General features: G+C 61.3%; 14 protein-coding genes and 1 riboswitch. Of the genes, 13 read left to right on the top strand and 1 reads right to left on the bottom strand.

Going from position 1 to position 21279, the window contains the following annotated elements; all coding sequences use genetic code 11:
• Nucleotides 1-2 precede the first annotated feature (2 nt).
• The 12 genes from IEX85_RS08120 to IEX85_RS08065 all read left to right on the top strand — a co-directional run bounded on the left by IEX85_RS08120 (nucleotide 3) and on the right by IEX85_RS08065 (nucleotide 15104).
• A complete protein-coding gene (locus IEX85_RS08120; protein ID WP_188860073.1) occupies nucleotides 3-1220 on the top strand; it encodes a type II secretion system F family protein in 1218 nt (405 codons plus the stop codon).
• Nucleotides 1221-1239: 19 nt separating this feature from the next.
• A complete protein-coding gene (gene gspG / locus IEX85_RS08115; RefSeq protein ID WP_229721836.1) occupies nucleotides 1240-1692 on the top strand; it encodes a type II secretion system major pseudopilin GspG in 453 nt (150 codons plus the stop codon).
• A gap of 18 nt (nucleotides 1693-1710) precedes the next feature.
• Nucleotides 1711-2226, top strand: coding sequence for a GspH/FimT family pseudopilin (locus IEX85_RS08110; protein WP_188860072.1), 516 nt, complete (start codon nucleotides 1711-1713; stop codon nucleotides 2224-2226).
• Entirely contained in the window at nucleotides 2219-2608 is a 390-nt protein-coding gene (locus tag IEX85_RS08105) for a type IV pilus modification PilV family protein (protein ID WP_188860071.1), read from the top strand. Before IEX85_RS08110 ends, IEX85_RS08105 begins: the two co-directional genes overlap by 8 nt.
• A complete protein-coding gene (locus IEX85_RS08100) occupies nucleotides 2605-3327 on the top strand; it encodes a prepilin-type N-terminal cleavage/methylation domain-containing protein (protein ID WP_188860070.1) in 723 nt (240 codons plus the stop codon). The genes IEX85_RS08105 and IEX85_RS08100 overlap by 4 nt, the downstream gene beginning before the upstream one ends.
• Nucleotides 3305-4312, top strand: a complete 1008-nt coding sequence (locus tag IEX85_RS08095) for a type II secretion system minor pseudopilin (protein ID WP_188860069.1) — start codon at nucleotides 3305-3307, stop codon at nucleotides 4310-4312. The genes IEX85_RS08100 and IEX85_RS08095 overlap by 23 nt, the downstream gene beginning before the upstream one ends.
• 355 nt (nucleotides 4313-4667) lie before the next feature.
• Complete coding sequence (locus IEX85_RS08090) at nucleotides 4668-5114, top strand: REP-associated tyrosine transposase (protein WP_188860068.1); 447 nt, start codon at nucleotides 4668-4670, stop codon at nucleotides 5112-5114.
• Nucleotides 5115-6129: 1015 nt separating this feature from the next.
• Nucleotides 6130-7254 (top strand): PilN domain-containing protein, encoded by a 1125-nt coding sequence (locus IEX85_RS08085; RefSeq protein WP_188860067.1) that lies wholly within the window; start codon nucleotides 6130-6132, stop codon nucleotides 7252-7254.
• Nucleotides 7251-7859 carry a type II secretion system protein GspM gene (gspM, locus tag IEX85_RS08080; RefSeq protein ID WP_188860066.1) on the top strand — a complete coding sequence of 203 codons (609 nt, stop codon included), beginning with the start codon at nucleotides 7251-7253 and terminating at the stop codon, nucleotides 7857-7859. Before IEX85_RS08085 ends, gspM begins: the two co-directional genes overlap by 4 nt.
• Entirely contained in the window at nucleotides 7856-8476 is a 621-nt protein-coding gene (locus IEX85_RS08075) for a hypothetical protein (protein WP_188860065.1), read from the top strand. The genes gspM and IEX85_RS08075 overlap by 4 nt, the downstream gene beginning before the upstream one ends.
• Complete coding sequence (gspD, locus tag IEX85_RS08070) at nucleotides 8469-10667, top strand: type II secretion system secretin GspD (protein WP_188860064.1); 2199 nt, start codon at nucleotides 8469-8471, stop codon at nucleotides 10665-10667. Before IEX85_RS08075 ends, gspD begins: the two co-directional genes overlap by 8 nt.
• A 780-nt stretch (nucleotides 10668-11447) precedes the next feature.
• Nucleotides 11448-15104, top strand: a complete 3657-nt coding sequence (locus IEX85_RS08065; RefSeq protein WP_188860063.1) for a hypothetical protein — start codon at nucleotides 11448-11450, stop codon at nucleotides 15102-15104.
• 200 nt (nucleotides 15105-15304) lie between these two features.
• Here IEX85_RS08065 and IEX85_RS08060 read toward each other — a convergent pair whose 3' ends face one another.
• Nucleotides 15305-17959 (bottom strand): Ig-like domain-containing protein, encoded by a 2655-nt coding sequence (locus tag IEX85_RS08060; protein ID WP_188860062.1) that lies wholly within the window; start codon nucleotides 17957-17959, stop codon nucleotides 15305-15307.
• Between the two features lie 100 nt (nucleotides 17960-18059).
• Nucleotides 18060-18157, bottom strand: a riboswitch (cyclic di-GMP riboswitch).
• A 963-nt stretch (nucleotides 18158-19120) separates the two neighbouring features.
• On the opposite strand from IEX85_RS08060, the gene IEX85_RS08055 reads away from it, so the two are divergent.
• Nucleotides 19121-21184: a prealbumin-like fold domain-containing protein gene (locus IEX85_RS08055; protein ID WP_188860061.1), complete on the top strand. Its 2064-nt coding sequence runs from the start codon at nucleotides 19121-19123 to the stop codon at nucleotides 21182-21184.
• The last annotated feature ends 95 nt before the right edge of the window (nucleotides 21185-21279 follow it).

Genomic DNA, 21279 nt, shown 5'->3' with positions numbered 1-21279 from the left:
CTATGCCGCAGTTTCAGTACCGGGCCGTGACGCCGGAGGGCGAAGAACGCAGCGGGGCCCTGGAAGCCGGTGATCAGGGCGCCGCGGTGTTGCAGCTGCAGCGTTCGGGCCTGATTCCGATTTCGGTCGAAGAGGGCGGTGCGGCCGGCCTGCCGAACCTGCTGCAGCTCAAACTGCAGCTTGGCGGCGCCTCGCAGCGGCGGGTGCTGCAGTTTACCCTGGATCTGGCGACGCTGATGCGCGCCGGCGTCTCGCTGGATCGGGCGCTGGAGATCATGCGCCGGGTGGCCGGAGATGAGGGTTCGCAGTCGATGCTGGCGCACATCCAGGAAGGCGTGCGCAAGGGTCAGGCGCTGTCGGCGGTGCTGAAGGAGCAGGGGGGCGACTTCTCCCGCTTCTACATCAGCATGGTTCACGCCGCCGAGATGTCCGGCAGTCTGGGCGATGGTCTGACCGACCTGGCCCACTATATGGAACGCAGCCGGGAGTTGCGGGAGAAGACGCTGTCGGCCCTGCTGTACCCGCTGATCCTGCTGGTCGTGGCAGGTCTGTCGCTGCTGATCATCCTCACCTATGTGGTGCCGCAGTTCCAGCAGCTGTTCGACGACATGGGCCGGGCGCTGCCGTTGTCGACCAGCATCGTCATCGGTATCGCCGAATTTATCCGCGACGTCGGCCCCTGGCTGCTGCTGGCGGTGATCGTGGCGGCGCTCTGGTTCCGGCGCCGGCTGCAGGATCCGGAGGTACGCCTGCGCTGGGACGCCTGGCTGTTGCGCCTGCCGCTGGCGGGCGGTTTGCTGCAACGTCTCGATACCGCCCGTTTCAGCCGCAGTCTGGGTACCCTGGTGCGCGGTGGCGTGCCGTTGCTGACCGCGCTGCAGATCGCCCGTGAGACCCTGGTCAACCAGACCATGGCCGAGGGTGCCGACACCGCCGCCGCGAGCCTCAAGGAGGGGCGTCGGCTGGCCGAGCCGTTGCAGGCGACCGGGGTCTTCCCGACACTGGCGCTGCAGATGATCCAGGTCGGCGAGGAGACCGGGCAGCTCGACGAGATGCTGCTCAAGGTCGCCGATGTCTACGACCGCGAGGTGGCCAACGCGGTGCAACGGATGCTGACGATCCTGGAACCTGTGCTGATCGTCGGACTCGGACTGATGATCGCGGGCATCATACTGTCGATCCTGGTCGCGATCATGTCCATCAACGAATTGCCAATCTGACTACTGAGGAATTTTTATCGTGAGTCTGCATTCCACCAAACGAAATTCCGTCTTCGCCCGCCGCGGGCAACGCGGCTTTACCCTGCTGGAACTGCTGGTGGTGCTGGTCATTCTGGGGCTGCTCGCAAGCCTGGTCGGCCCCCAGGTGCTCCGTCACCTGGGCACATCCAAAACCAAGACCGCTGCGCTGCAGATCGAGGAACTCAGCGCGGCGCTGGATCTGTACCGGCTCGAGGTCGGCCGCTACCCCAGCACCAATGAGGGCCTGGATGCGCTGATCGAAAAGCCGTCCAATGCGCCGAACTGGAACGGCCCCTACCTGAAGAAGAAGGTGGTGCGCAAGGACCCCTGGGGCTTTGACTACGTCTACAACTATCCGGGCCAGCACGGAGATTTCGATCTCTACTCGCTGGGTGCGGATAACAAGGACGGCGGTGACGGCGAGAACCAGGATGTCCGCAGCTGGGAGTAACCGGCAGGAGTCGCGGGCATGAAATCGCCGCGCCAGGCCGGTTTTACCCTGCTGGAACTGATGGTGGTGCTGGTCATGGCGTCGCTGATGCTGAGCCTGGTGGTGCCGCGTTTCGCCGCTGTGCTGCCCGGGGTCGAGCTCAAGAGCTATACCCAGAAAACCGCCGCCCTGCTGCGTAAGCTCAGATCGCAGGCGATGGCGGAAAGTCGCCTGGTGGCGCTGAGCCTGGACTCCGAGGCGCATCAGATACGCGTAAGCGGACTCGATGCGCCGATAGCGGTTCCTGAGGACATCAGTCTGACGCTGAATGACGATGGCAGCCTGGCGCTTGGCAACGAGATCGTGCTGCCCGAGTCTTTCGGCGTTTCGGAAGCCCTGCCGAGTATCCGCTTCTACCCGGATGGCAGCTCCAGTGGCGGCGATCTGACGCTGACCTCCGCTGGTGGCGGATACGCGATCCGGGTCGACTGGCTGACCGGGCAGGTCAGCATCGACGACGGCGACAACGCGGACGAGGCGGCGGTCGATGAGTAGGCGAGAGAGGCAGGAGGGCTTCACGCTGCTGGAAGTGCTGGTGGCCTTTCTGATCCTGTCGCTGGCGCTGGGGGTGATTCTGCAGATCTTTTCGCTGGCGATGCGCACCACCGGCAGCGCGACGGCGAAGCAGCAGGCGCTGCTGCTGGCGGAGTCGCGGATGGCGGAGCTGACGTCGATGCAGGAAATCGGATCCGGGCGTGACGAGGGCCGCTTCGACGATCGCTTCAGCTGGGTTTCCCATATCGAACGCTACGAGTTTCCGGACCAGCAGGTGGACTTCGAGACCTTTCTGGTGCCTTACAGGATCGACGTCACCGTGGAGTGGGACCGCAACCAGGAGCTGACACTCAGCACCCTGCGGCTGGTGAACGAGCGATGAGTCGCGCAGCCGCCAGGCGCTGCGCGGGCTTCACGCTGGTGGAGCTGATGATCGCGTTACTGCTCACCGGCATGGTGGCCATGCTGGTATTCGGTGCCTTTCGCATCGCCACCGCCAGCTGGGAGCGGGTGATCGGCCAGCAGGAGCGGGTGCATGAACGCTATATCGTGCAGACATTCGTGCGGCGGCTGCTCGAGAATGCCCAGTCCATCCGGTTGAGGGACATCGATGCGCGACTGTCGGTCGCGATGCAGGGCGACGAGCGTCAACTGACTTTCGTCACGGAACTGCCGACCCGCGACGGGGTGGCCAAGCTGTTCTGGTGTCAGTTGAAGGTAAGGGAAACAGAAACGCAACAAAAACAAATGATTATGATCACCCGGCCTTACACGGAGGGTGAGATCATCGACTGGCGGGCACCGTTCGAGCCGACCGGCGAGGGCGCAAATGCCGAGGAGACGGTATACATCGAGCCGGAGGAGCGGGTGCTGCTCGAGGGCGTCGCGGAACTGGAGCTGGAGTACCTCTACTACGACGAATACGATCAGCCGGACTGGCGCCGGGAGTGGACGGAAGAAACGGTCCTGCCGTACCTGATCCGCTTCAAGGCGCTGCCGGTCGACGAGGACGGCTTTGCGGGGGAGGAAGATACCGCCTTCTGGCCCGAGATGCTGGTGTCACCGACGGATTATCGCTATGCCGGCAAAACGCTCTTATAAGATGGGTTACGCGACGCGCAAACAACTGTGCACAGGTCGAGACGGGTGCGGATGCGCCGCCAACCCATCACAGAACCGATCGCATCGGCAACGGGGGCTGGCACTGGTTGCCGTTCTCTGGGTACTGATACTGCTGTCGCTGCTGGCGGCGAACCTGTCCCAGGGCAGTCGCAGCAACGGCCAGCTGACGCTCAACCTGGTCGATGCCACCCGCGGCAAGTACGCCAGCGAGGCGGGTATGCAGTGGGCGCTGTGGAACCTGCAGCAGCCGGAGGAGAACCAGTGGCTTGCCGACGGCGGCCCGCAGTTGCTGGAGTTCGACGATATCGATGTCTGGGTGGCGCTGCAGGACGAAAGCGGCAAGATCGACCTCAACGCGGCGCCGGTCGAGCTGTTGACCGGTCTGTTTCTGGCCGCCGGCGCCGCGGGTCCCCAGGCTGAGGCGCTGGCCGATGCCATCCTCGACTATCGCGACGAGGACGACCTGAGGCGACTCAACGGCGCCGAAGATGACGACTACCTTGCCGTGGGTCGCGAGGACGGGGCCAAGGATGCGCGTTTCGACAAGGTCGAGGAGCTGCAGCTGGTGCTGGGCGTGACCCCGGCGCTGTACCGGCAGGTCCGCAGCAGCGTTACGGTATTGAACGGCCAGGCGGGCATCAACCCGCTGTACGCGCCGCGGCTTGCGCTGCTGTCGCTGCCGGGCGCGGACGAAGGCACGGTGGATCAGTACATCGAGCAGCGGCGGCGCAACCGTCTCGACGGCCTGCCGCCGCCCGAACTGCCGCTGCCGGATTCCCAGTATGTGTCCCAGGGCCGTTCCGGCATCAATTACACGGTGCTTGCCGAGTCCCGGGTCGGCAAGGTGGTTCGCACGCGCTACAGCGCCCGCATGGGGCGCCGCGGCGGCGGTCAGCGCGGCGGCCTGACGCTGACGGAAATCAGACGCGAAATGCAGCCTCTGTTCGAAATCGAGGAGCGCTAGGCACCGCTGGATAGGGTGTCTTCGTAGGAGTTCCGCGGGAGCTTGTCGGAACGGCCGGAGGGTTTCGTCTGTAGGAACTCGCTCCGCGAGCGAACCGGCTCGGGAGCTTGGTACAACCGCCGGGGTTCGCCCACAGAGTGGGCTCCTACGCGTGGCACCGATGCGCTTTTTGTAGGAGCTCGCTCCGCGAGCGAATGGCTCGGATGCTCGGGGGAACCGCCGGAGCGGTTTCGTCTGTAGGAGCTCGCTCTGCGAGCGAATGGCTCGGATGTTCGGGGGAACCGCCGGAGCGTTTCGTCTGTAGGAGCTCGCTCCGCGAGCGAACAATTAACCTAAGACCAGGGCAGGGAACGCCATGGCAAAAGGGCATCGGCTGAGAACAGGCCGATATTCTACCGAAGGGCAGGTTTATCTGGTAACAGCCGTTTGCTGGCAACGCCGGAGGCTGTTTACCGATTTTGCGCACGCACGCGCGGTCGTAAGGGCGATGCGCGATGTCGAGCCATCGGCGGCAACGCTTTGCTTTGTGGTAATGCCGGATCATCTGCACTGGTTGCTGCAGCTGAAACAGGGGGCGGAGCTATCCGCTACGGTACGCCTGATGAAGGTCATCGCGACCCGACGCATCCGGTCGGAGAATCCCGGAGCGATGCCGGTCTGGCAGCGAGGTTTTTACGATCGTCAATTGCGTCAGGAGGACGACCTGGTCGCGATGGCGCGTTATGTGGTCGCGAATCCGCTGCGTGCCGGGCTGGTTCGCTCGGTACGGAATTACGGTTTGTGGGACGCGATTTGGCTCTAAGACGCGTCCCGGGCGTTCGCTCCGCGAGCGAATGGCTCGGGCGTTTGGCGGAACCGCCGAAGGGTTTCGTCTGTAGGAGCTCGCTCTGCGAGCGAACAGGCTCGGGTGCTTGGCGAATCCGCCGGGGTTCGCCCACGGAGTGGGCTCCTACGGGTGGCACCGATGCGCTTTTTGTAGGAGCTCGCTCCGCGAGCGAATGGCTCGGGCGTTTGGCGGAACCGCCGGAGGGTTTCGTCCGTAGGAGCTCGCTCTGCGAGCGAACCGGCGCGGGAGCTTGGCAAAACCGCCGGGGTTTGCCCACGGAGTGGGCTCCTACGCGTGGCACCGATGCGCTTTTTGTAGGAGCTCGCTCCGCGAGCGAAGTGGCTCGGGCGTTTGGCGGAACCGCCGGAGGGTTTCGTCTGTAGGAGCTCGCTCTGCGAGCGAACCGGCTCGGGAGCTTGGCAAAACCGCCGGGGTTCGCCCACGGAGTGGGCTCCTACAGTTGGTACCGATGCGCTTTTTGTAGGAGCTCGCTCCGCGAGCGAATGGCTCGGGTGCTTGGCGGAACCGCCGGAGGGTTTCTTCTGTAGGAGCTCGCTCTGCGAGCGAAGCGGCTCGGGAGCTTGGCAAAACCGCCGGGGTTCGCCCACGGAGTGGGCTCCTACAGTTGGTACCGATGCGCTTTTTGTAGGAGCTCGCGCCGCGAGCGAATGGCTCGGGCGTTTGGCGGAACCGCCGGAGGGTTTCGTCTGTAGGAGCTCGCTCTGCGAGCGAACCGGCTCGGGAGCTTGGCACAACCGCCGGGGTTCGCCCACGGAGTGGGCTCCTACGGGTGGCACCGATGCGCTTTTGTAGGAGCTCGCGCCGCGAGCGAATGGCTCGGGTGCTTGGCGGAACCGCCGGAGGGTTACGTCTGTAGGAGCTCGCTCCGCGAGCGAAGCGGCGGATTGCAGCGAAAGCGCCCGTGCAGTGGGCCCCTGCAGTAATATGAACTAGTCTCAACTAATGGAATTGTCATGAAAAGGGGAAGGGGTTGATCGAGGCTACCGAGAGCAGATTCAGCCGCTGGCGACGGGAAGTGTCGCAGCCGCTGTCCGGTTTCTGGCAGTGGTGGAGCGGTGAGCTCGTTGGTCTGTTACCGGCCGAATGGCGTCGCCGCCTGCGGGGGCAGGCGCTCGTCGCCAGGGTGGAGCCGGGGCAGGAAAGCCTGCTGGTGGTGACCGACGGCAGCGAGGAGCTTTACCGGATGCCGCTGTCGGTTGCGCCGCCGCCGCAGCTCGTGCAGCAACTGCAGCAGCTGTCGGCCCAGGCCGGACGCACGGTGCTGCAGGTCGATCCCCGAAAACTGCTGCACAAGCGCCTTCCATTGCCGGCGGTGACCGAGTCGCGACTGGAGTCGGTGCTGGGCTTCGAGATGGACCGACATACGCCGTTCAAGGCCGAGGATGTCTATTTCGGCTACCGCGTCGACCGCCGGGACGTGCCCGGGCAGCGCATTCTGGTCGATCTTTACCTGATGCCGCGCAAGCGACTCGACGATTTGCTGAAGCAGGTGCGGGCCTTTGGCCTGGTGCCGACAGCGGTGCTGCCGGCCGAGGCCAGAACCTCCGCCGAACAAAAGACCCTGAATCTGCTGCCCCGCGCGATGCGCCAGGGACAGGGGCGGGAACGGCAGCGGTCGATGCGCAACAAGGTGATTGTCGGCGGCCTGCTGCTGGCGATGCTGGTGGCCTTTCCGCTCTACAAAAGGGCAGAGCGGGTCGAGGCGCTGGAAGCCGCGCTGGCCGAGCCGCGTGCCGCGGCGGAACAGGCCCAGCGGGTGCGGGCGGAAATCGAGGCCTTGGTGGATGGTCGTCAGTACCTTAGCCGGCTCAAGGCCGAGCAGCTGCCGGTAATCTTCGTGCTCGACGAGCTGACCCGGCTGCTGCCCGACAACACCTGGCTCAATCGCTTCGAGCTCGATGGCCAGAACCTGCGCGTACAGGGTGAGTCCGGCAGCGCCTCGTCGCTGATTGCGCTGCTGGAAGATTCCCCCATGTTCATGTCGGTCGACTTCACCTCGCCGGTGACCATCAATCCGCGCAGCCGGCGTGAGCGTTTCAGTATCGAGGCGCGTCTGGAGCCGTTGCCGCAAGCCTCCGGGGAGGGAGCGCCATGAAGCCGATGACACCGGCCCGAAGCCGGTTTCTCGCCCTGGGTTTGCTGATCATAGTGCTGCTGCTGTTGATCTCGTTTGTGATTCGGCCGCTGGTTTCCAACTTCCTGGCCTATGGCGAGCGTATCGAGACGCTCGAGAACCAGCTGCAGATCTACCAGCGGCTGGCGCAGGGGCTGGAACAGGACGAGGCCCGGCTGAGCGAGCTCAAGGCTGCAGAGCCCGTAACGGATCAGTACCTGCCCGAGAACAAGCCGGCGCTTGCCGCGGCACAGCTGCAACAGTTCCTGCATCGGCAGATCGGCCGGCAGGGCGGACAGGTAATCAGCACCCAGATCATCAGCAGCGACGAGGACGGACCGCTGCAACCGATCAGTATACAGGTCCACATGCGTGGCGAGATCGAGGATCTGGTCGATCTGTTCTACAGTCTCGAATCCGGCAAACCTGCCCTGTTTACCGACAATGTCACGGTGCTCGCCAACCCGCGCCGGCAGACCCGGGTGGTGCGTCGGGCCGGCCGTCGGGTCGAGATCGGCCGCTCCGTTCCCGCGCTCGATATCCGCTTCGACCTGACCGGCTACGCGGGCAAGGAGAAGACGCCATGAAGCCGTTGTGGAACCGCTGGGCGCTGTGCTCACTGCTGATCTGGACGCAACCGGGGCTGGCGCAGGACGAAGCGCTCGTCGAGGATACCCCGCCACCGCTGGAAGCGGCTGACGATGAGGCCGTCGCGCCGGCACCGGCACAGCCGCGTTCACTGTCCGACTTCCCGCCGCGCAGCGACTTCGACGAGATGCTGCAGCGGCCGCTTTTTCACTCCAGCAGGCGCCCCCAGGTCGAGGACTCGGGTGATGGCGGTTCGGCGCAGGAGCTGCGCGAGACCTGGAAGCTGACCGGCGTGATCGTGGTCGGCGATGAAATCAAGGCGATGTTTCAGGAACGCAACGGTGAACGACGCCTGACACTCGGTGCCGGTATGCCGCTGGATGCGAACTGGGTGCTGGACGAAATCAACATGGAAACCGTGATCCTTGGCTCCGGCGAGGAGCAGGTCACGCTGGAATTACTGGAGCCCCGTGATACGGCGCCTGTTGAAACTGCAAAAGAGAACGGCGAGGATGCGCCGGACGATGAGCCCGGTTCGGTGGACGAACGAACACGCGAAGCTTCCCGTCAGCTGGAAGAGGATGCCGATGCCGCCAAGGAGATACCCGATGAGTAAGGCCTGGAAACTATCAATGTTGTTCGTCTCCAGCGTGCTGCTGAGCGCCTGCATGTCGCACGACATGCAGAGTCGCAACGCCATGGACAGCCCCTGGCGGCAGGAGCAGCCCCGGCTGGAGCCGGATGAACAGGGCGTGATCGCCGCGGGCGTCGCCAGCCGCGGGCTGAGTACCGACGCCCGTGCAGCGAAGCAGATGGCGGAAGAGCCCCGCTTCGCCTCCGAAGCCGGCCTGGCACAGGCACCGCAGACGCCACGGGCCGAGTTCTATGGCGGCAACGGCGTCTTTTTCGATGCCCGGCGGGAACCGGCCAAGACTGCGGCCGAAGGCGATATCACCTTCAACTTCCAGGGAGCCGAGATCAGCGAGGTGGTGAAAACCATTCTTGGCGACATTCTGGGGGCGAACTACATCCTCGACGACAGGGTTCGCGGCGCCGTCAACATGCAGACCAGCCGGCCGATCAGCCGTGAGGCACTGGTGCCGACGCTGGAAAAACTGCTGCAGGTCAACGGCGCGGCACTGATCGATCATTACGACTTCTACGAAGTGGTCCCGCTCGACAGTGTCGACGGTGGGGCCATCAGCGTGCTCGGCAACCTCGGCGCCGACCGCGGCTACCAGATGCTGGTGGTGCCGCTGCGCTACATCGGCGCCCAGGAAATGCTCAAGATTCTGGAGCCGCTCAAGCCCCGTCAGGGCATGATGGAGGCGGACGAACGGCGCAACCTGCTGATGCTGGCCGGCACCCAGGCGGAGCTGGTCAACCTGCGCGAGACCATCAAGACCTTCGACGTCGATCAGCTGCAGGGCATGTCGGTGGGCCTGTTCCGGCTCAACTCGGTCGACCCCGAAACCCTGGTCTCGGAGCTCGAGACCATCTTCGGCGATTCGGCCGAGGGTCCGCTGGCCGGCATGGTTCGTTTCATGCCCATCGAGCGGCTGAACGGCATTCTGGTCATCACGCCGCAGCGCAAGTACCTCACCGACGCCCGGGCCTGGATCATGCGCCTGGATCGCAGCGAAGGCGCTCAGGGCCTGGGCATGTATGTCTACTACGTGCAGAACGGTCGCGCCGAGAACATGGCCGATATGCTGGGACAGTTGTTCGAGGGGCAGCGCCGCGAGCGCCAGGCCAGGCAGTCCGAGAATGCCCGCCGGCCGCGCAGCGCCACCACCGAGGGCGGGGATGAGCCGGTCGGGGGCGAGGAAAGGACGCTTACCCGGGCCGAGGCCAGCGTGGGCGGCACCAGTGTCGAGGTCGGCGAGGTCAGCATCATCGCCGACGAGGAAAACAACGCGCTGCTGATCATGGCCTCGCCGAGCGACTACGACAAGGTCTACAAGGCGATCCAGAAGCTCGATGTCCTGCCGTTGCAGGTACTGGTCGAGGCGACCATCGTCGAGGTGTCGCTCGAAGACGAGCTGCAGTACGGCCTGCAGTGGTTCTTCAAGAACAGCCTGGACGGCGGCAGCAAGACCGGTATCGGCACCATCGGCAACAGCCCGATTCCGTCGGCGTCCGACCTGTTCGGCTCCTCGAGCTACGAGGTGCTCAGCGGCGGCGAGACGCGCGGGCTGCTCAATCTGCTGGCGCGGGACTCGCGGCTGAACGTGGTGTCGTCGCCGACGCTGATGGTGCTGGACAACCACACCGCCGAAATCCGGGTCGGTGATCAGGTCCCGATTCAGACCTCCACCACCACCAACACCAGCAGCGATACCGGCAACGTCACCAGTACCATCCAGTACCGCGACACCGGCGTGCTGCTCGAGGTCACGCCGCGGGTCAATGCCGGCGGCATGGTGGTGCTGGATATCACCCAGGAGGTCAACGACGTCGACCAGACCACCAGTTCCGGTATCGACTCGCCGACCATCATCCAGCGCCGCGTAAACACCAGCGTGGCGGTGCAGAGCGGCGAGACCCTGGTGCTGGGCGGTCTGATCAAGGAAAACAACACCAAGGACAACGAGGGTGTTCCGTACCTGAGACACGTCCCGGTGCTGGGCTGGGCCTTCGGCAGCCGCGGCAAGAGCGTGCAGCGCACCGAGCTCGTGGTCATGATCACGCCGACCGCGGTGACCGACACCGCCGACGCCCGCGAAGTGACCCGCGAGTACCAGAACAAGCTGCGTGGCCTGGATCTGCCGTCCATCCGGAGGAGCTCGGCCGGCCGCAGCTATTGATGCATGAACGATTCGCCCGGAGACCGGGCTCCTACGTACTTTCCAGTCCCCCTGTAGGAGCCCACTCCGTGGGCGAATCACTTTGGTGTTACCGCTGCAACCCGGCCAGCTCGCTCGTGGAGCGAGCGCCTACCAAGAAGCACTGGTACCATCCGTAGGAGCCCACTCCGTGGGCGAATTCTTTCGGTGTTATCGCTGCACCCCAGGTGAATCGCTTGCGCGCCTAAAAAAAGCACCGAATATGCTGAAAAGCCAACAGGGTTGACGACCGTTAAACGGGGTTTACAACGATAATCGATAATTACTTATTTAAAATCAAATAGTTAGAAAATCATTCTGTTTTTTTGTTATTCCCGCCTTACAGTTTTCGCCCGCTTATTTTTTGCCATCTGAATTAATCCTTTCATTACAAGCAACTAGCGACTCGGCACGTAACTTGTATTAAGTGAGTTACCCAACGGCTTTGGCGAACGCATGCAGTGCCCGGTGGGCCGGCGAAGCATATCTGCCGGCGAGCCGGGCACCTAAGGACCACGGTATTCGGTCTGAGCATGCGCTTTACGTCGACCGTTCGCGTTGCGGGACAGACGTGGTCCGGCAATGGATTCTGCCCGTCCAGCAATCGTCATGCAGTTGTCCCCCGCCCGTAGCAGGTAAAACGACAGGAGATCTTCGACTGAGCCAAAGCCGCTCCGCCTGCAGCGAGCCGTGACCGGAGGCGAAACTTGTTTTGGTCGGCGCCCCTAACGATGTCGGGGCCAAGACCTTGGGAGGTTGGACATGAACAGGTCCTTCTTATCACGCTTAAAAACGCCATTCTTTCGAGTGACGTCATTGCTGGCAGGCTGCGTGCTCGCTGCGGGCCTGCTGACGACGTTCGCGGTTCGGGCCGTGGACAATATCGGCGTGTTCGAACTCGAACAGAACGCCGATATGATCACCACGCAGGCGCAAAACCTGCCGGGTGACGACTGGGGTATCACTGACGGCGATGCCATTGACGGTACCGGGAACAACTGCATAGATCCGCTGGATAACACCTGCGGGTATGTAGCAGGCCCCCCGGCCGATAGCTCCGACCACCCGCACCCGGGTGTCGATGGTCACACTGGCGGGAATTCCGTGCGCCACGTATGGCTTTCGGACTTCAACAACCCCGACGATATCTTCGACAAGGGCGGTTCCAAGGACGACGAGGACATTTCCAGCTGGCGCTTCAAGCTCGCGACTCCGTCTTCGGACAAGACCGATATGGGGCAGGGCGCCGTCGCGGTGTATCTCTACGATGGTGATGAGTACGATTGGATCAAAAAGGACGATCTGCTGACCTATTTCACCGCGAACCTCTTTGCCGACAACGGTGTTGCCAAGATCGGTATCTGGTTCGTCAAGCAGCGACTGGCCAAATCCACCGACGGTTCCGGCATCTTCAATGAGGTTGACGAGGACGGTACGGTACTGGGGCCAGCAACCCACGAACTCGGCGATATCACCGCCAATATGGAGTTCGTCGGCGGCGGCGGCATCCCGATTGTCAGTATTTACATGTGGGTTGGCGAAAATCCGCCTCTGGTAGGAGGCAAGTCGGTCTACTGTCTCGCCAACAGCAACGATATTTCCGGTGGGTCAGAGCCGGATTACTGTAAGCCGGTCACCTCGCCGGGTAACGGCACCGTAGCCTTCGTGGCGAAAGCGGAAGCGCGCTGTAACAGTACGGGTTCCGAGGTATTCTCGCCGTTCGCCTGTGCCACCACCAACGTCAGCGCTACCGAATCGATCGATTCATGGGGCTATACCGGCAAGAGCAATGCCCAGCCGGATCCTGATCCGACACCGAGACCTCCGGGCACCGACGGTATCCAGTTCAATGACCATGTACCGACGACCGTCTTCGAGGGTGGTATCAACTTCAGCGCGGTGGGCCTGGAAGGCTGCTATTCCACCGTCGTCTTCAATACCCGCTCGTCGGGCTCCTCGGTTCGCTCCATTTTCGAAGACCTGATGATGGGTGAACTCGACTTCTGCAGCATCAAGGTAACCAAAGACGGTGACGAACTTGCCAAGGTCGGCGATGAAGCCAAGTACACCATCACCATTGAAAACGATGGCGTGCTGGGCCTGTTCGCACAGAGCATCACCGATGTCGGCGATGGCTGGTCGGGGCTTGGCGATCTGTTGAACAGCGCCAACTACGATACCTCCGATTGCGGCAACGCACCGGGCGCTCCGCTGGCGGCAACGGACAGCTGCACCATTACGGCCAGCTACATGGTTCAGGAGGGAGATCCGAACCCGCTGGAAAACGAAGTGACGGCTGTATATCGGCCTGTGTTCCTTGGCGGCACTGCCTTCTTGGGCCAGGCGGTAAGCGATTCGGACGACCACAGTCTGCCGCTGTTCGAACCGGACTTCACCCTGACCAAACTGTGCCCGGAAGGCGTGGATGAGCAGAATCCCTGGATCGTCGGTGAAGAGCGGAGCTTCCGTTTCAATATCACCAACACCAGCGACGCCAACAGTCCGGACCTGATGCTGTCATCGCTTACCGATGCTGTGCTAGGCGATGCGGTGGTCAAGGCCGCTGCCGAAGCCCAGGGTGCCGATGTGCTCATTGCCGACGAAAGCGTGGACTTCACGGTGGCTTACACGCCGGATGCCGACGATGCCGCGGCCGGAGCCATTGATAACTCCATCACTGCGGTCTATGGCATTGCCAGCGTGGGCGAAGCCAGCTTTGAAAATACCGTGGAGAAAACCTCCGATGTGAGCTGTCCGGTTATCAAGCGCGACTCCAGGCTGGTAACGGAGGTGCATGCGGATATCGGCGCGGCAGATTCACCGCATACGGATGTCACCGGCGGTCAGGTCGATGTCATGACCTTCGTCCACGATTTCGCCAAGGTAACGGACGACAGCGGACTGGGTAACACCATGATCCCGAGCGGCAAGGTCCGCTTCCAGCTGTACTCGTCGACCGATTGCGCGGATATTTCGGAACTGACGGAACTGAGGGATGTGGACAACGTTCTGATCGAATCCTACCCGCTTGAGCTGGATCTCGATGCCCAGGGCGAAGTCGAAACCACGCCGTTCAAGATCCCGTCGGCCACGAGGGCCTGGAAGGCTACCTATCTCGGCGACGGCAACTTCTACGGTGATGACGTGGCCGAGCCTGTCTGCGAAGCACTCACCGGTCAGGCGATTCCGTCGACCACCGTGACCTTCATCCATGCCGGCGATCCGGATCCGACCCACACCGAAGGGACGCCCGATATCCAGGGCAATACGGTTCAGGTCGGTACCACCATTCACGACATGGCCAAGGTCAGCCCGCAGGATACCGGGCCGGTACCTGAAGGTACGGTGCTGTTCGGTCGCTTCGCGTCCATCGCGGATTGCGAGGGCGCCCTGGCAGAGACTCCGGTGGGACCGGGACCTGTCAATACCCAGCAGGCAAGTCTGAGCGGTGGCCTGGCCGAAACGCCGCTGGCCTATCAGGTAGAACCTCTGCCGGCAGGCGATACCGGCGGCAACCTGGCCTACCTGGCGAGCTATCTGGGTGATGACGACCCGGATATCTACCTCTCGTCCACCGGTACCTGCGAACCGCTGTATATCGAGCTGAACCCGTCGAGTGTCGTCACGCAAGTCCACGACGCCTCTCATACGGTGGTCAGCTACGACGTTACCAGCACGGAAGTGCCGATCGGCACCGTCATTCATGACTGGGCCGAGGTGACCGGTGGCGGTACTGCCGGCGGCCTGGGTATCGACCCGACCGGCGATGTCGAGTTCAGCGTCTGGACCGGCCTTGTCTGCGAAGGCGAAGCCATGGCGATCTTCAACGTAGCCCTGGCGGATGACGTCACCGATGACGGTGTTGCCTACGCCGAGACCACGGATGTCGGCTACAGCATCGAGCTGCAGTCCGGTGACGAGTACTCGTTCAAGGCCCGCTATCTGGGTCTGGATGGTACCTACGCCGCGGCTGGTGACAGCCGTTGCGAACCGGTCAAGGCCGAAATCGCCGAACAGCAGGGTTGCACACCGGGGTACTGGAAGGTACCGCAGCATCATGATTCCTGGGTGGGTTACACCACGGATCAGAAGCTGAATAGCGTCTTCACCTTCCCGGCTGGCGGCGGACCGGTAGCCTCGCTAGCCAACGACACCATGCTGCAGGCCCTGAACTACATGGGCGGCACGGGTGCCGGCGGTGCCGCGCAGATACTGCTGCGTGCCGCTGTTGCCTCGGTGCTGAATGCGGCTCATCCGGATGTCAGCTTCCCGCTGGATCTGGGTGATATCATCAGCGATGTCAACGCTGCGCTGCTAAGTGGCGATCGTGCCACCATGCTGGCGCTGGCGACTGTCCTGGATGACGCCAACAATGGCATCATCAACAACGAGGGCACCCACGACTGCCCGCTGAACTAAGCGGTCTGTCGGCTGCTGAAGGGATGCGGCAGCGTCACTGAAACGTCACAGCTATATCAGGGAATGAAAAAAGGCGATGGGTCTGGCCCATCGCCTTTTTCTGCGCCGTCCTCTGCGCTCCCTTAAGTTCCGTTATCACTCCGAGGCCATGCCTGGCTGTATCCTGATGTCCCTGTATTCCTGAAACCCCTGCGTTTGCGTTACTTGTTAGGGCCCTTGCCGTTTCCGGGGCCACCGGTACCACCGCCGCTGCTCGCCGTGACGGAGACGCTTACGGTCGCCGACGCGCTGCTTTTTCCGTCGCTGATGGTATAGCCGAAGCTGTCGCCATTCTTGAAGTTCTTGGCCGGGCTGAAGGTCAGGCTGCCGTCGGCATTGATACGGACCGATCCTTTCGAACCCTGGGTCACGCCGGTAACGGTCAGCTTGTCACCGTCCGGATCGTAGTCGTTGCCAAGCACTGCGATGGTCACGGCGCTGCCCTGGGTCGTCGAGGCATGGTCGTCGACCGCAACCGGCGCCTTGTTGGGGCTGGCCGGTGCGACGCTGACACTGACGCTCGCGCTGGCGTTGCCGCCTCTGCCATCGCTGATGGAGTAGTTGAAGGTTTCGGTACCGCTGAAGCCGCTGGCCGGGGTGAAGGTGATGCTGCCGTTGGCGTTGATCTTCGCCGTGCCATTGACCCCGCTGGTCGAGCTTACGGTCAGCGTATCGCCGTCCGGGTCGGAGTCGTTCGCCAACACGTTGATGGTCACCGCGGTGCCTGCCGTGGTGGACGCGCTGTCGTTTTTCGCCACCGGCGCTGTATTGCTGCTGACGGGGTTGTCGACGACGTAGGTTACATTGCCGGTCGTACCGTAGCCGCCGCCTGCTGCCGACAGGCCGATGTTGTAGAAACCGTCGGTCGCGCTACCCGCAGAGGTTACCGTCAGCGTCGTCGACTTGCTGGCCCCTGGCGCCAGGCTCAAAGTGCTGGTACCGAATACTGCCGACCAGCCGCTGGGCTTGCTGGCACCGAGGCTGAAACTGCTGTTGCTGCAGTCGCTGCTGTCGTTGTTCTTGAGCGTCACCGTATAGCTGACGGCGGTGCCGGCCGCGACCCAGGGACCCTGGCTCGGCGTGAACGACAGGCTGGGATTGGCGCGGCTGCAGACCGGTACCGGCGCGCCGTCGTAGCTGATATTGACTACGGCCCTGGTGCCGTCGACCGACTCGGTGGTAATGCTCAGGTCTCCATCGGGGCTGAAGAAGGTTTCGCCAACTTCCAGCGCCGGGTCGCGCATGTCACTGGCGGAGCCGGGGGTCATGTCCAGCAGCCACTGGTAGTTTCTGCCGGAGCCGTAGGTGGCGTGCAACAGAACGCCGTTGGTGACGTTGCTTGGATCCAGGCCGCTGGTAAACATGCTGGCGCCGACGATGCTGTCGTAGCCAACGGGCTGTCGCAGTTCGAGGTAGTACCAGGACTTGTAACCGGTATCCGGGTTGATCGCTTTGAGTACCTTGAGAGCTTTGGGACGGCTGCTGGTGGTCTGCGACGCCATGACGTCGATTTCGTAGCGACCGCTCTGGGTTATCTCGGTAATATCGGGCGAGTTGCCGTACTCGAGCCAGCCCAGCAATTCTTTCTGGTTGGCGTGAAAATGTGCGGAACGGCTGTCGCCCATCACGTCGACCAGGTCGCCATATTCACGTTCCCTGCAGTTGGACCAGGGCACGGTAGTCCCCAGCGCCGGGGTACCAGTGCCGATGCTGCTGCCATCGGTGCACGCCAGTGAATGTGAGTGCTGCAGACCGTAGTTGTGACCGAGTTCGTGCGCCGTGACCTGGAAAGTCAGGGATCCGTCGATGGTGGTACGGCTACCGCCGATCTGGCCGGCACCGCCCCAGCTGCAGCCGGCATTGGGGGTCACGTACAGCAGGCGGTCGTACTGACTCAGGTCGTAGCCGGCGTTCTGAGCAACGACATCGGCATTGTCCCAGAGATAGGTGCCGTAGCAGGTCATGCTGTCGGTCGAGTTGATCGGCAGCGTCATCCAGGGCGTCACATCTCCGGTGAGCCAGCTCTGACCGTATGAGTTTTCGCGAAAATAGTCGCTGACCTGGTTGAACACCATGTCCTTCGCGAACGCCTGGGTATAGGGTTGTTCCTGCTTGTCCTTGAAGTTGACCAGCAGTACCAGAGTCCTGACCGCGCCGAAGGTGTCGTTGGCGATGGTTTCCAGGCTGGTATTACTGCTGCCGTCGGCACCTGCATAGGCGATCGGATATTCTTCGTTGTCTTCGCCGCCAACAACGACGGCCCCGTCGCCAGTGGTCTCTCCATCACCGCCAATCAGCACACCATAGGCCCTGACAGGTGCGCCGAATGGCAGGTCGGGGGCCTTGTCGGCGAAGTGAAGTTCAAATCGTTCACCGAACGGCGTTTTAAGTTCGTGTCGTTGGCGTGACAGTGCGGGGTTTTCGAAGTTGTCCAGGTAGGTGGATTCCAGCTCGCCCTCGAGTTCCAGCCTCTGCTCCAGTTTCTCGACCACCTCGGCCGGCATGCCAAGCTGCTTCTCTTCCGGAATGATGACGTTCAGCACTTCTGCCGGGTTGGATTTCATCAGTTCCAGCAGGAAGGCACGGCGTTCCTCGGCCTTGGCGACCATCTGCTCCCGAACTCGGGATTTCTCGGCGCCCTGGGCTTTTTCCCAGCGCTTCTGCAGCGCCATCAAGGCCTGGGTGTGTTCGGCAGCCTGCTGGCGGGCCTGCACGGCTGCAACGGGTGTGGTAGCGTGGTCGTGATCATGGGCACCGACCGCAAACGCGGGCAGGGTAGCGGAGCCGAGGATGGCTGCAAAGGCAGTCTTAGCCAAAGAACGGGCAAACGGAGGCCGGGACAGGCGCATAGAGGTCTCTCCTGAAAATAAAATTCAGCAAAGATCCTCTAGCGACCAATCCGTAGAACTTCTCTCCTTCGGCGGTCCGGCGATCCCCCAGCGGCTATTGATACTGCAGCTGAAGGACCCGTAACTTTGCGCCGCCCGGTTGCCCGGACTTTGCCTTTATCGGGAGAGGATCTTGTAGCGTCAAGTTGTTGCCGCGGAGGTGTCCATCCGCGGGTAAAACAAAGATCCCAGCCCCCTGTCGGTCGCGTCCGTTTGCTGTCGCCCGCATCATCCTGATCTGTCCCTGTCGACTCACTGCCTGGGTGGCTGAGATCTGTTTCAATTCTGTACAGCCACAGGGCTATACGCCGTGGCTGTAGTTGGTGAAACCACTATAACATGCTGAATTGTTCGGGATTTATACAGATGTGGAATATCGGGGCAGGGAGCTGTACCGACGACGACAGCTGCCAGGGAAGACTGTATGCATTGGGCGACAGTGATGCAATCAGTATCTGTTGGTTGTAAACCAAAGGAAACAGCGAGGTGTTTAGCATGGTCTGGGAAGCTGTTAACGGCTGTTAGAAGTAGCTCCAGCCCGGACTTTCTTTTGTGATGTCAGCCACGCTATTCCGGCCTGTAGCCGGCGGTGTTCGCAGGCTGTTTCAGATTACTGACAGCTATTGTCTATAAAAAAAATCAGTTTTTTCAATAGCTTGGGGTAAATTGGCTCGTTAGTGTAAGACCTCGTTAACGAAACCGAACCGTCAATTCTTGATCAGTCGTTCCTAATTCTATTGTTTTCAAAGACTTACTTGTTTGGCGCAGCCTTTGCTTCGAATACTGGCAACCGGTTCAGGTGCGGCTTGGTCCGTGCTCGAGGCTGGAGGGGAGCTCCTAAGTGCCGTCGAAGCAGTCAGCAGTTTGCGTGTTCCCGCTTGAGGTGGCTTCTGCTCTGGTCACTGCATGGTCGAGGGAGTGTCATGCGACGGGCAGCGTACGAGGGTAAGGGGACCTGTCGAAGTCACCGGATACAGGGATAGCTGGAAAACCACAGGGTGCCTTCGCCAGGCCTTTGGCAAGTGGCGCGGCCCCGTTTCTGGGCCTGCGGTTCGGAGTTGAAAACCGCCGTGCCCATGGAGGTGGGACATGAAACTTCAAAAGACGCCACTCAGGCGGGTGATGTCATTTTTAACGTTATGTTTACCACTGATGCTTGTTATGGGGTTTTATTCCGGTCAAGCACAGGCTATTTGTAACGCTACCGCTTCAGGCACTGTCGCATCGATGTTCGAGGACGACGACGGTGATCTCGATCTCCAGGGAACCTGTGTCGGGGAAGGTGATGCCGATATGGACTGGAATGAGTTTGCTCCCGTGACCTGGAGTACCGAAGATTTTCCTGCGCCTTATCGAACGACGACTTCATCGGCCAAGGGCTGGTTCTTTGCCGGTAAAGAAGACGATGAAGTATCGAACTCGGATACCGCCTTTGCCGGCGGCGTCAAGCAGGACGATAACTGTCCGAAGCTGAAGAACGGCAAGGCGCCGAACAAGGATGATTTGTCTCGCGTCTATCTTTCCAGTAAAACCGTTGATGGTCACACCCTCCTGAACCTTGCCTGGGCCCGAATCCCGCAGAACTCCGACACCGCGTCGGCACATGTGGGGTTCGAGTTTAAAAAAGGCTCGATGCCGTGCGACGACGACCCTACCCTCACCAAGCGTGAAGTCGGTGACGTACTGTTCGTATACGACTTCGAAGGTGGTAATGAACCTGTCGTCCTGACCCTGCGTCGCTGGATAGACGAAAACTATCTGACAGATGAAAAACAGAACGGACTTGGCGACAATCCAGTAGCATTCTGGACAGATATGGCAAGCCCGTGTGATATCGATTCCAATTCCCCGCCATGCTGGGGTGATGCGGTGGACCTGACTGCGCTGGGATTTGCAGAGGCCGATGTTAACGACGTGGGCTCTACGGTCTTCGATGAGCTTGCGCCAAACGGCCCGGAAGATCTCGGTAGCGTACAGTTCGGTGAGGCGGGTATTGACCTGACCGCTGCTGGCGTATTCCCGCAAAACACCTGCCAGAGCTTTGGTAGGGCGTTTGCTGTTAGTCGCAGCTCCGGTAACTCCGGTCAGGCGCAGATGAAGGACCTGGTGGGACCGGGCAACTTTACGCTCGCAAATTGCGGTACGGTGATTGTGCGCAAGCAAACGGTGCCGGACGAAGACCCCAATAGTACCGATTTCACATTCTCGACGAGTGTGATGACCAATAGCGGTGCGGTACCCAACTTCACGCTCAAGGATGATGGGGTTAAAACCATCTTTGATGTCCTTCCCGACTCGGGCCTGACTGTAACCGAGACTCCGAGCGCCGGCTATGACCTTACAGGCATTGATTGCACTGCCGGTAATGTCGTTCCGACAGCTGCCAGCCTGGCGACAGGAACGGTGACCTTCGATATTGGATCCTCCGATATACTTGACTGTACCTACACCAATACAGCGCGATCAGCGATCGCGGTTGTCAAAGATGTGGTCAACGCCTGTGAGGACGATGATGGGGAGTTCAAGCTGTATTTGGACACCGATCTCAAAGCTACCGGCGGCGATGGTGCTTCCTTTGCTGAGGACAGCCTCTCGCCCGGAACCTATGAAGTCAGTGAGCAGGCGGGTGCATCGACAGCCCTCACAAGCTACGATACCTATATCACCTGCAATGGTACAACAACGAATGCCGCGTCGGCGTCTGTTTCCTTGGCGGCTGGCGATGATAAGGACTGCACGATCACAAACATCCGACGGCCTACTATTCAAGTAACCAAGTTGGTGTTTGACTCGTCTAAATGGGACTTGTTGGTCGACGATGGTGGTGATGGCTTTGATTATGAGGCCACGGATAAAGGCAATGGTGAGTCGACAGGTGAAGTCGTAATCATGACCATCGACTCTGGCGTTGGTGAAAATACGCTGTACGGTCCGGTTGTTTTGGGTGAAGAGGCTGCTAACTCTGACGCTAATACAACACTGGATGGGGTCAATGGCTATGCACCCACATGGGACTGCAACAATAGTCTTGGTCCTGTAAGAGGAACTGGTGAAAGCTTCACGATAGACCAGTTGAGACCCGGTGAAGAGGTTCAGTGTACAGTAACCAATGCGGCACCAGTCGCTGGGGCATGTTCACCTGGATCAAACTGATACAGGAATAGTGACATTCTGAGTATCGATGAGCGGCGACCGAAATCGGTCGCCGCTTTTTGCATGTGTGAATAATTCACTCTTGTGGAAATTGA

The organism is Marinobacterium nitratireducens (assembly GCF_014645375.1).
GTDB classification, from domain to species: Bacteria; Pseudomonadota; Gammaproteobacteria; order Pseudomonadales; family Balneatricaceae; genus Marinobacterium_A; species Marinobacterium_A nitratireducens.
Note: the sequence above shows the minus strand (reverse complement) of the source record. Positions and strands in the feature narration are given on the sequence as shown.

Coding starts and splice junctions, on each gene's coding strand:
- IEX85_RS08120 (WP_188860073.1), top strand. CDS start 3: ATGCCGCAGTTTCAGTACCGGGCCGTGACGCCGGAGGGCGAAGAACGC.
- IEX85_RS08110 (WP_188860072.1), top strand. CDS start 1,711: ATGAAATCGCCGCGCCAGGCCGGTTTTACCCTGCTGGAACTGATGGTG.
- IEX85_RS08105 (WP_188860071.1), top strand. CDS start 2,219: ATGAGTAGGCGAGAGAGGCAGGAGGGCTTCACGCTGCTGGAAGTGCTG.
- IEX85_RS08100 (WP_188860070.1), top strand. CDS start 2,605: ATGAGTCGCGCAGCCGCCAGGCGCTGCGCGGGCTTCACGCTGGTGGAG.
- IEX85_RS08095 (WP_188860069.1), top strand. CDS start 3,305: ATGCCGGCAAAACGCTCTTATAAGATGGGTTACGCGACGCGCAAACAA.
- IEX85_RS08090 (WP_188860068.1), top strand. CDS start 4,668: ATGGCAAAAGGGCATCGGCTGAGAACAGGCCGATATTCTACCGAAGGG.
- gspM (WP_188860066.1), top strand. CDS start 7,251: ATGAAGCCGATGACACCGGCCCGAAGCCGGTTTCTCGCCCTGGGTTTG.
- IEX85_RS08075 (WP_188860065.1), top strand. CDS start 7,856: ATGAAGCCGTTGTGGAACCGCTGGGCGCTGTGCTCACTGCTGATCTGG.
- gspD (WP_188860064.1), top strand. CDS start 8,469: ATGAGTAAGGCCTGGAAACTATCAATGTTGTTCGTCTCCAGCGTGCTG.
- IEX85_RS08065 (WP_188860063.1), top strand. CDS start 11,448: ATGAACAGGTCCTTCTTATCACGCTTAAAAACGCCATTCTTTCGAGTG.
- IEX85_RS08055 (WP_188860061.1), top strand. CDS start 19,121: ATGAAACTTCAAAAGACGCCACTCAGGCGGGTGATGTCATTTTTAACG.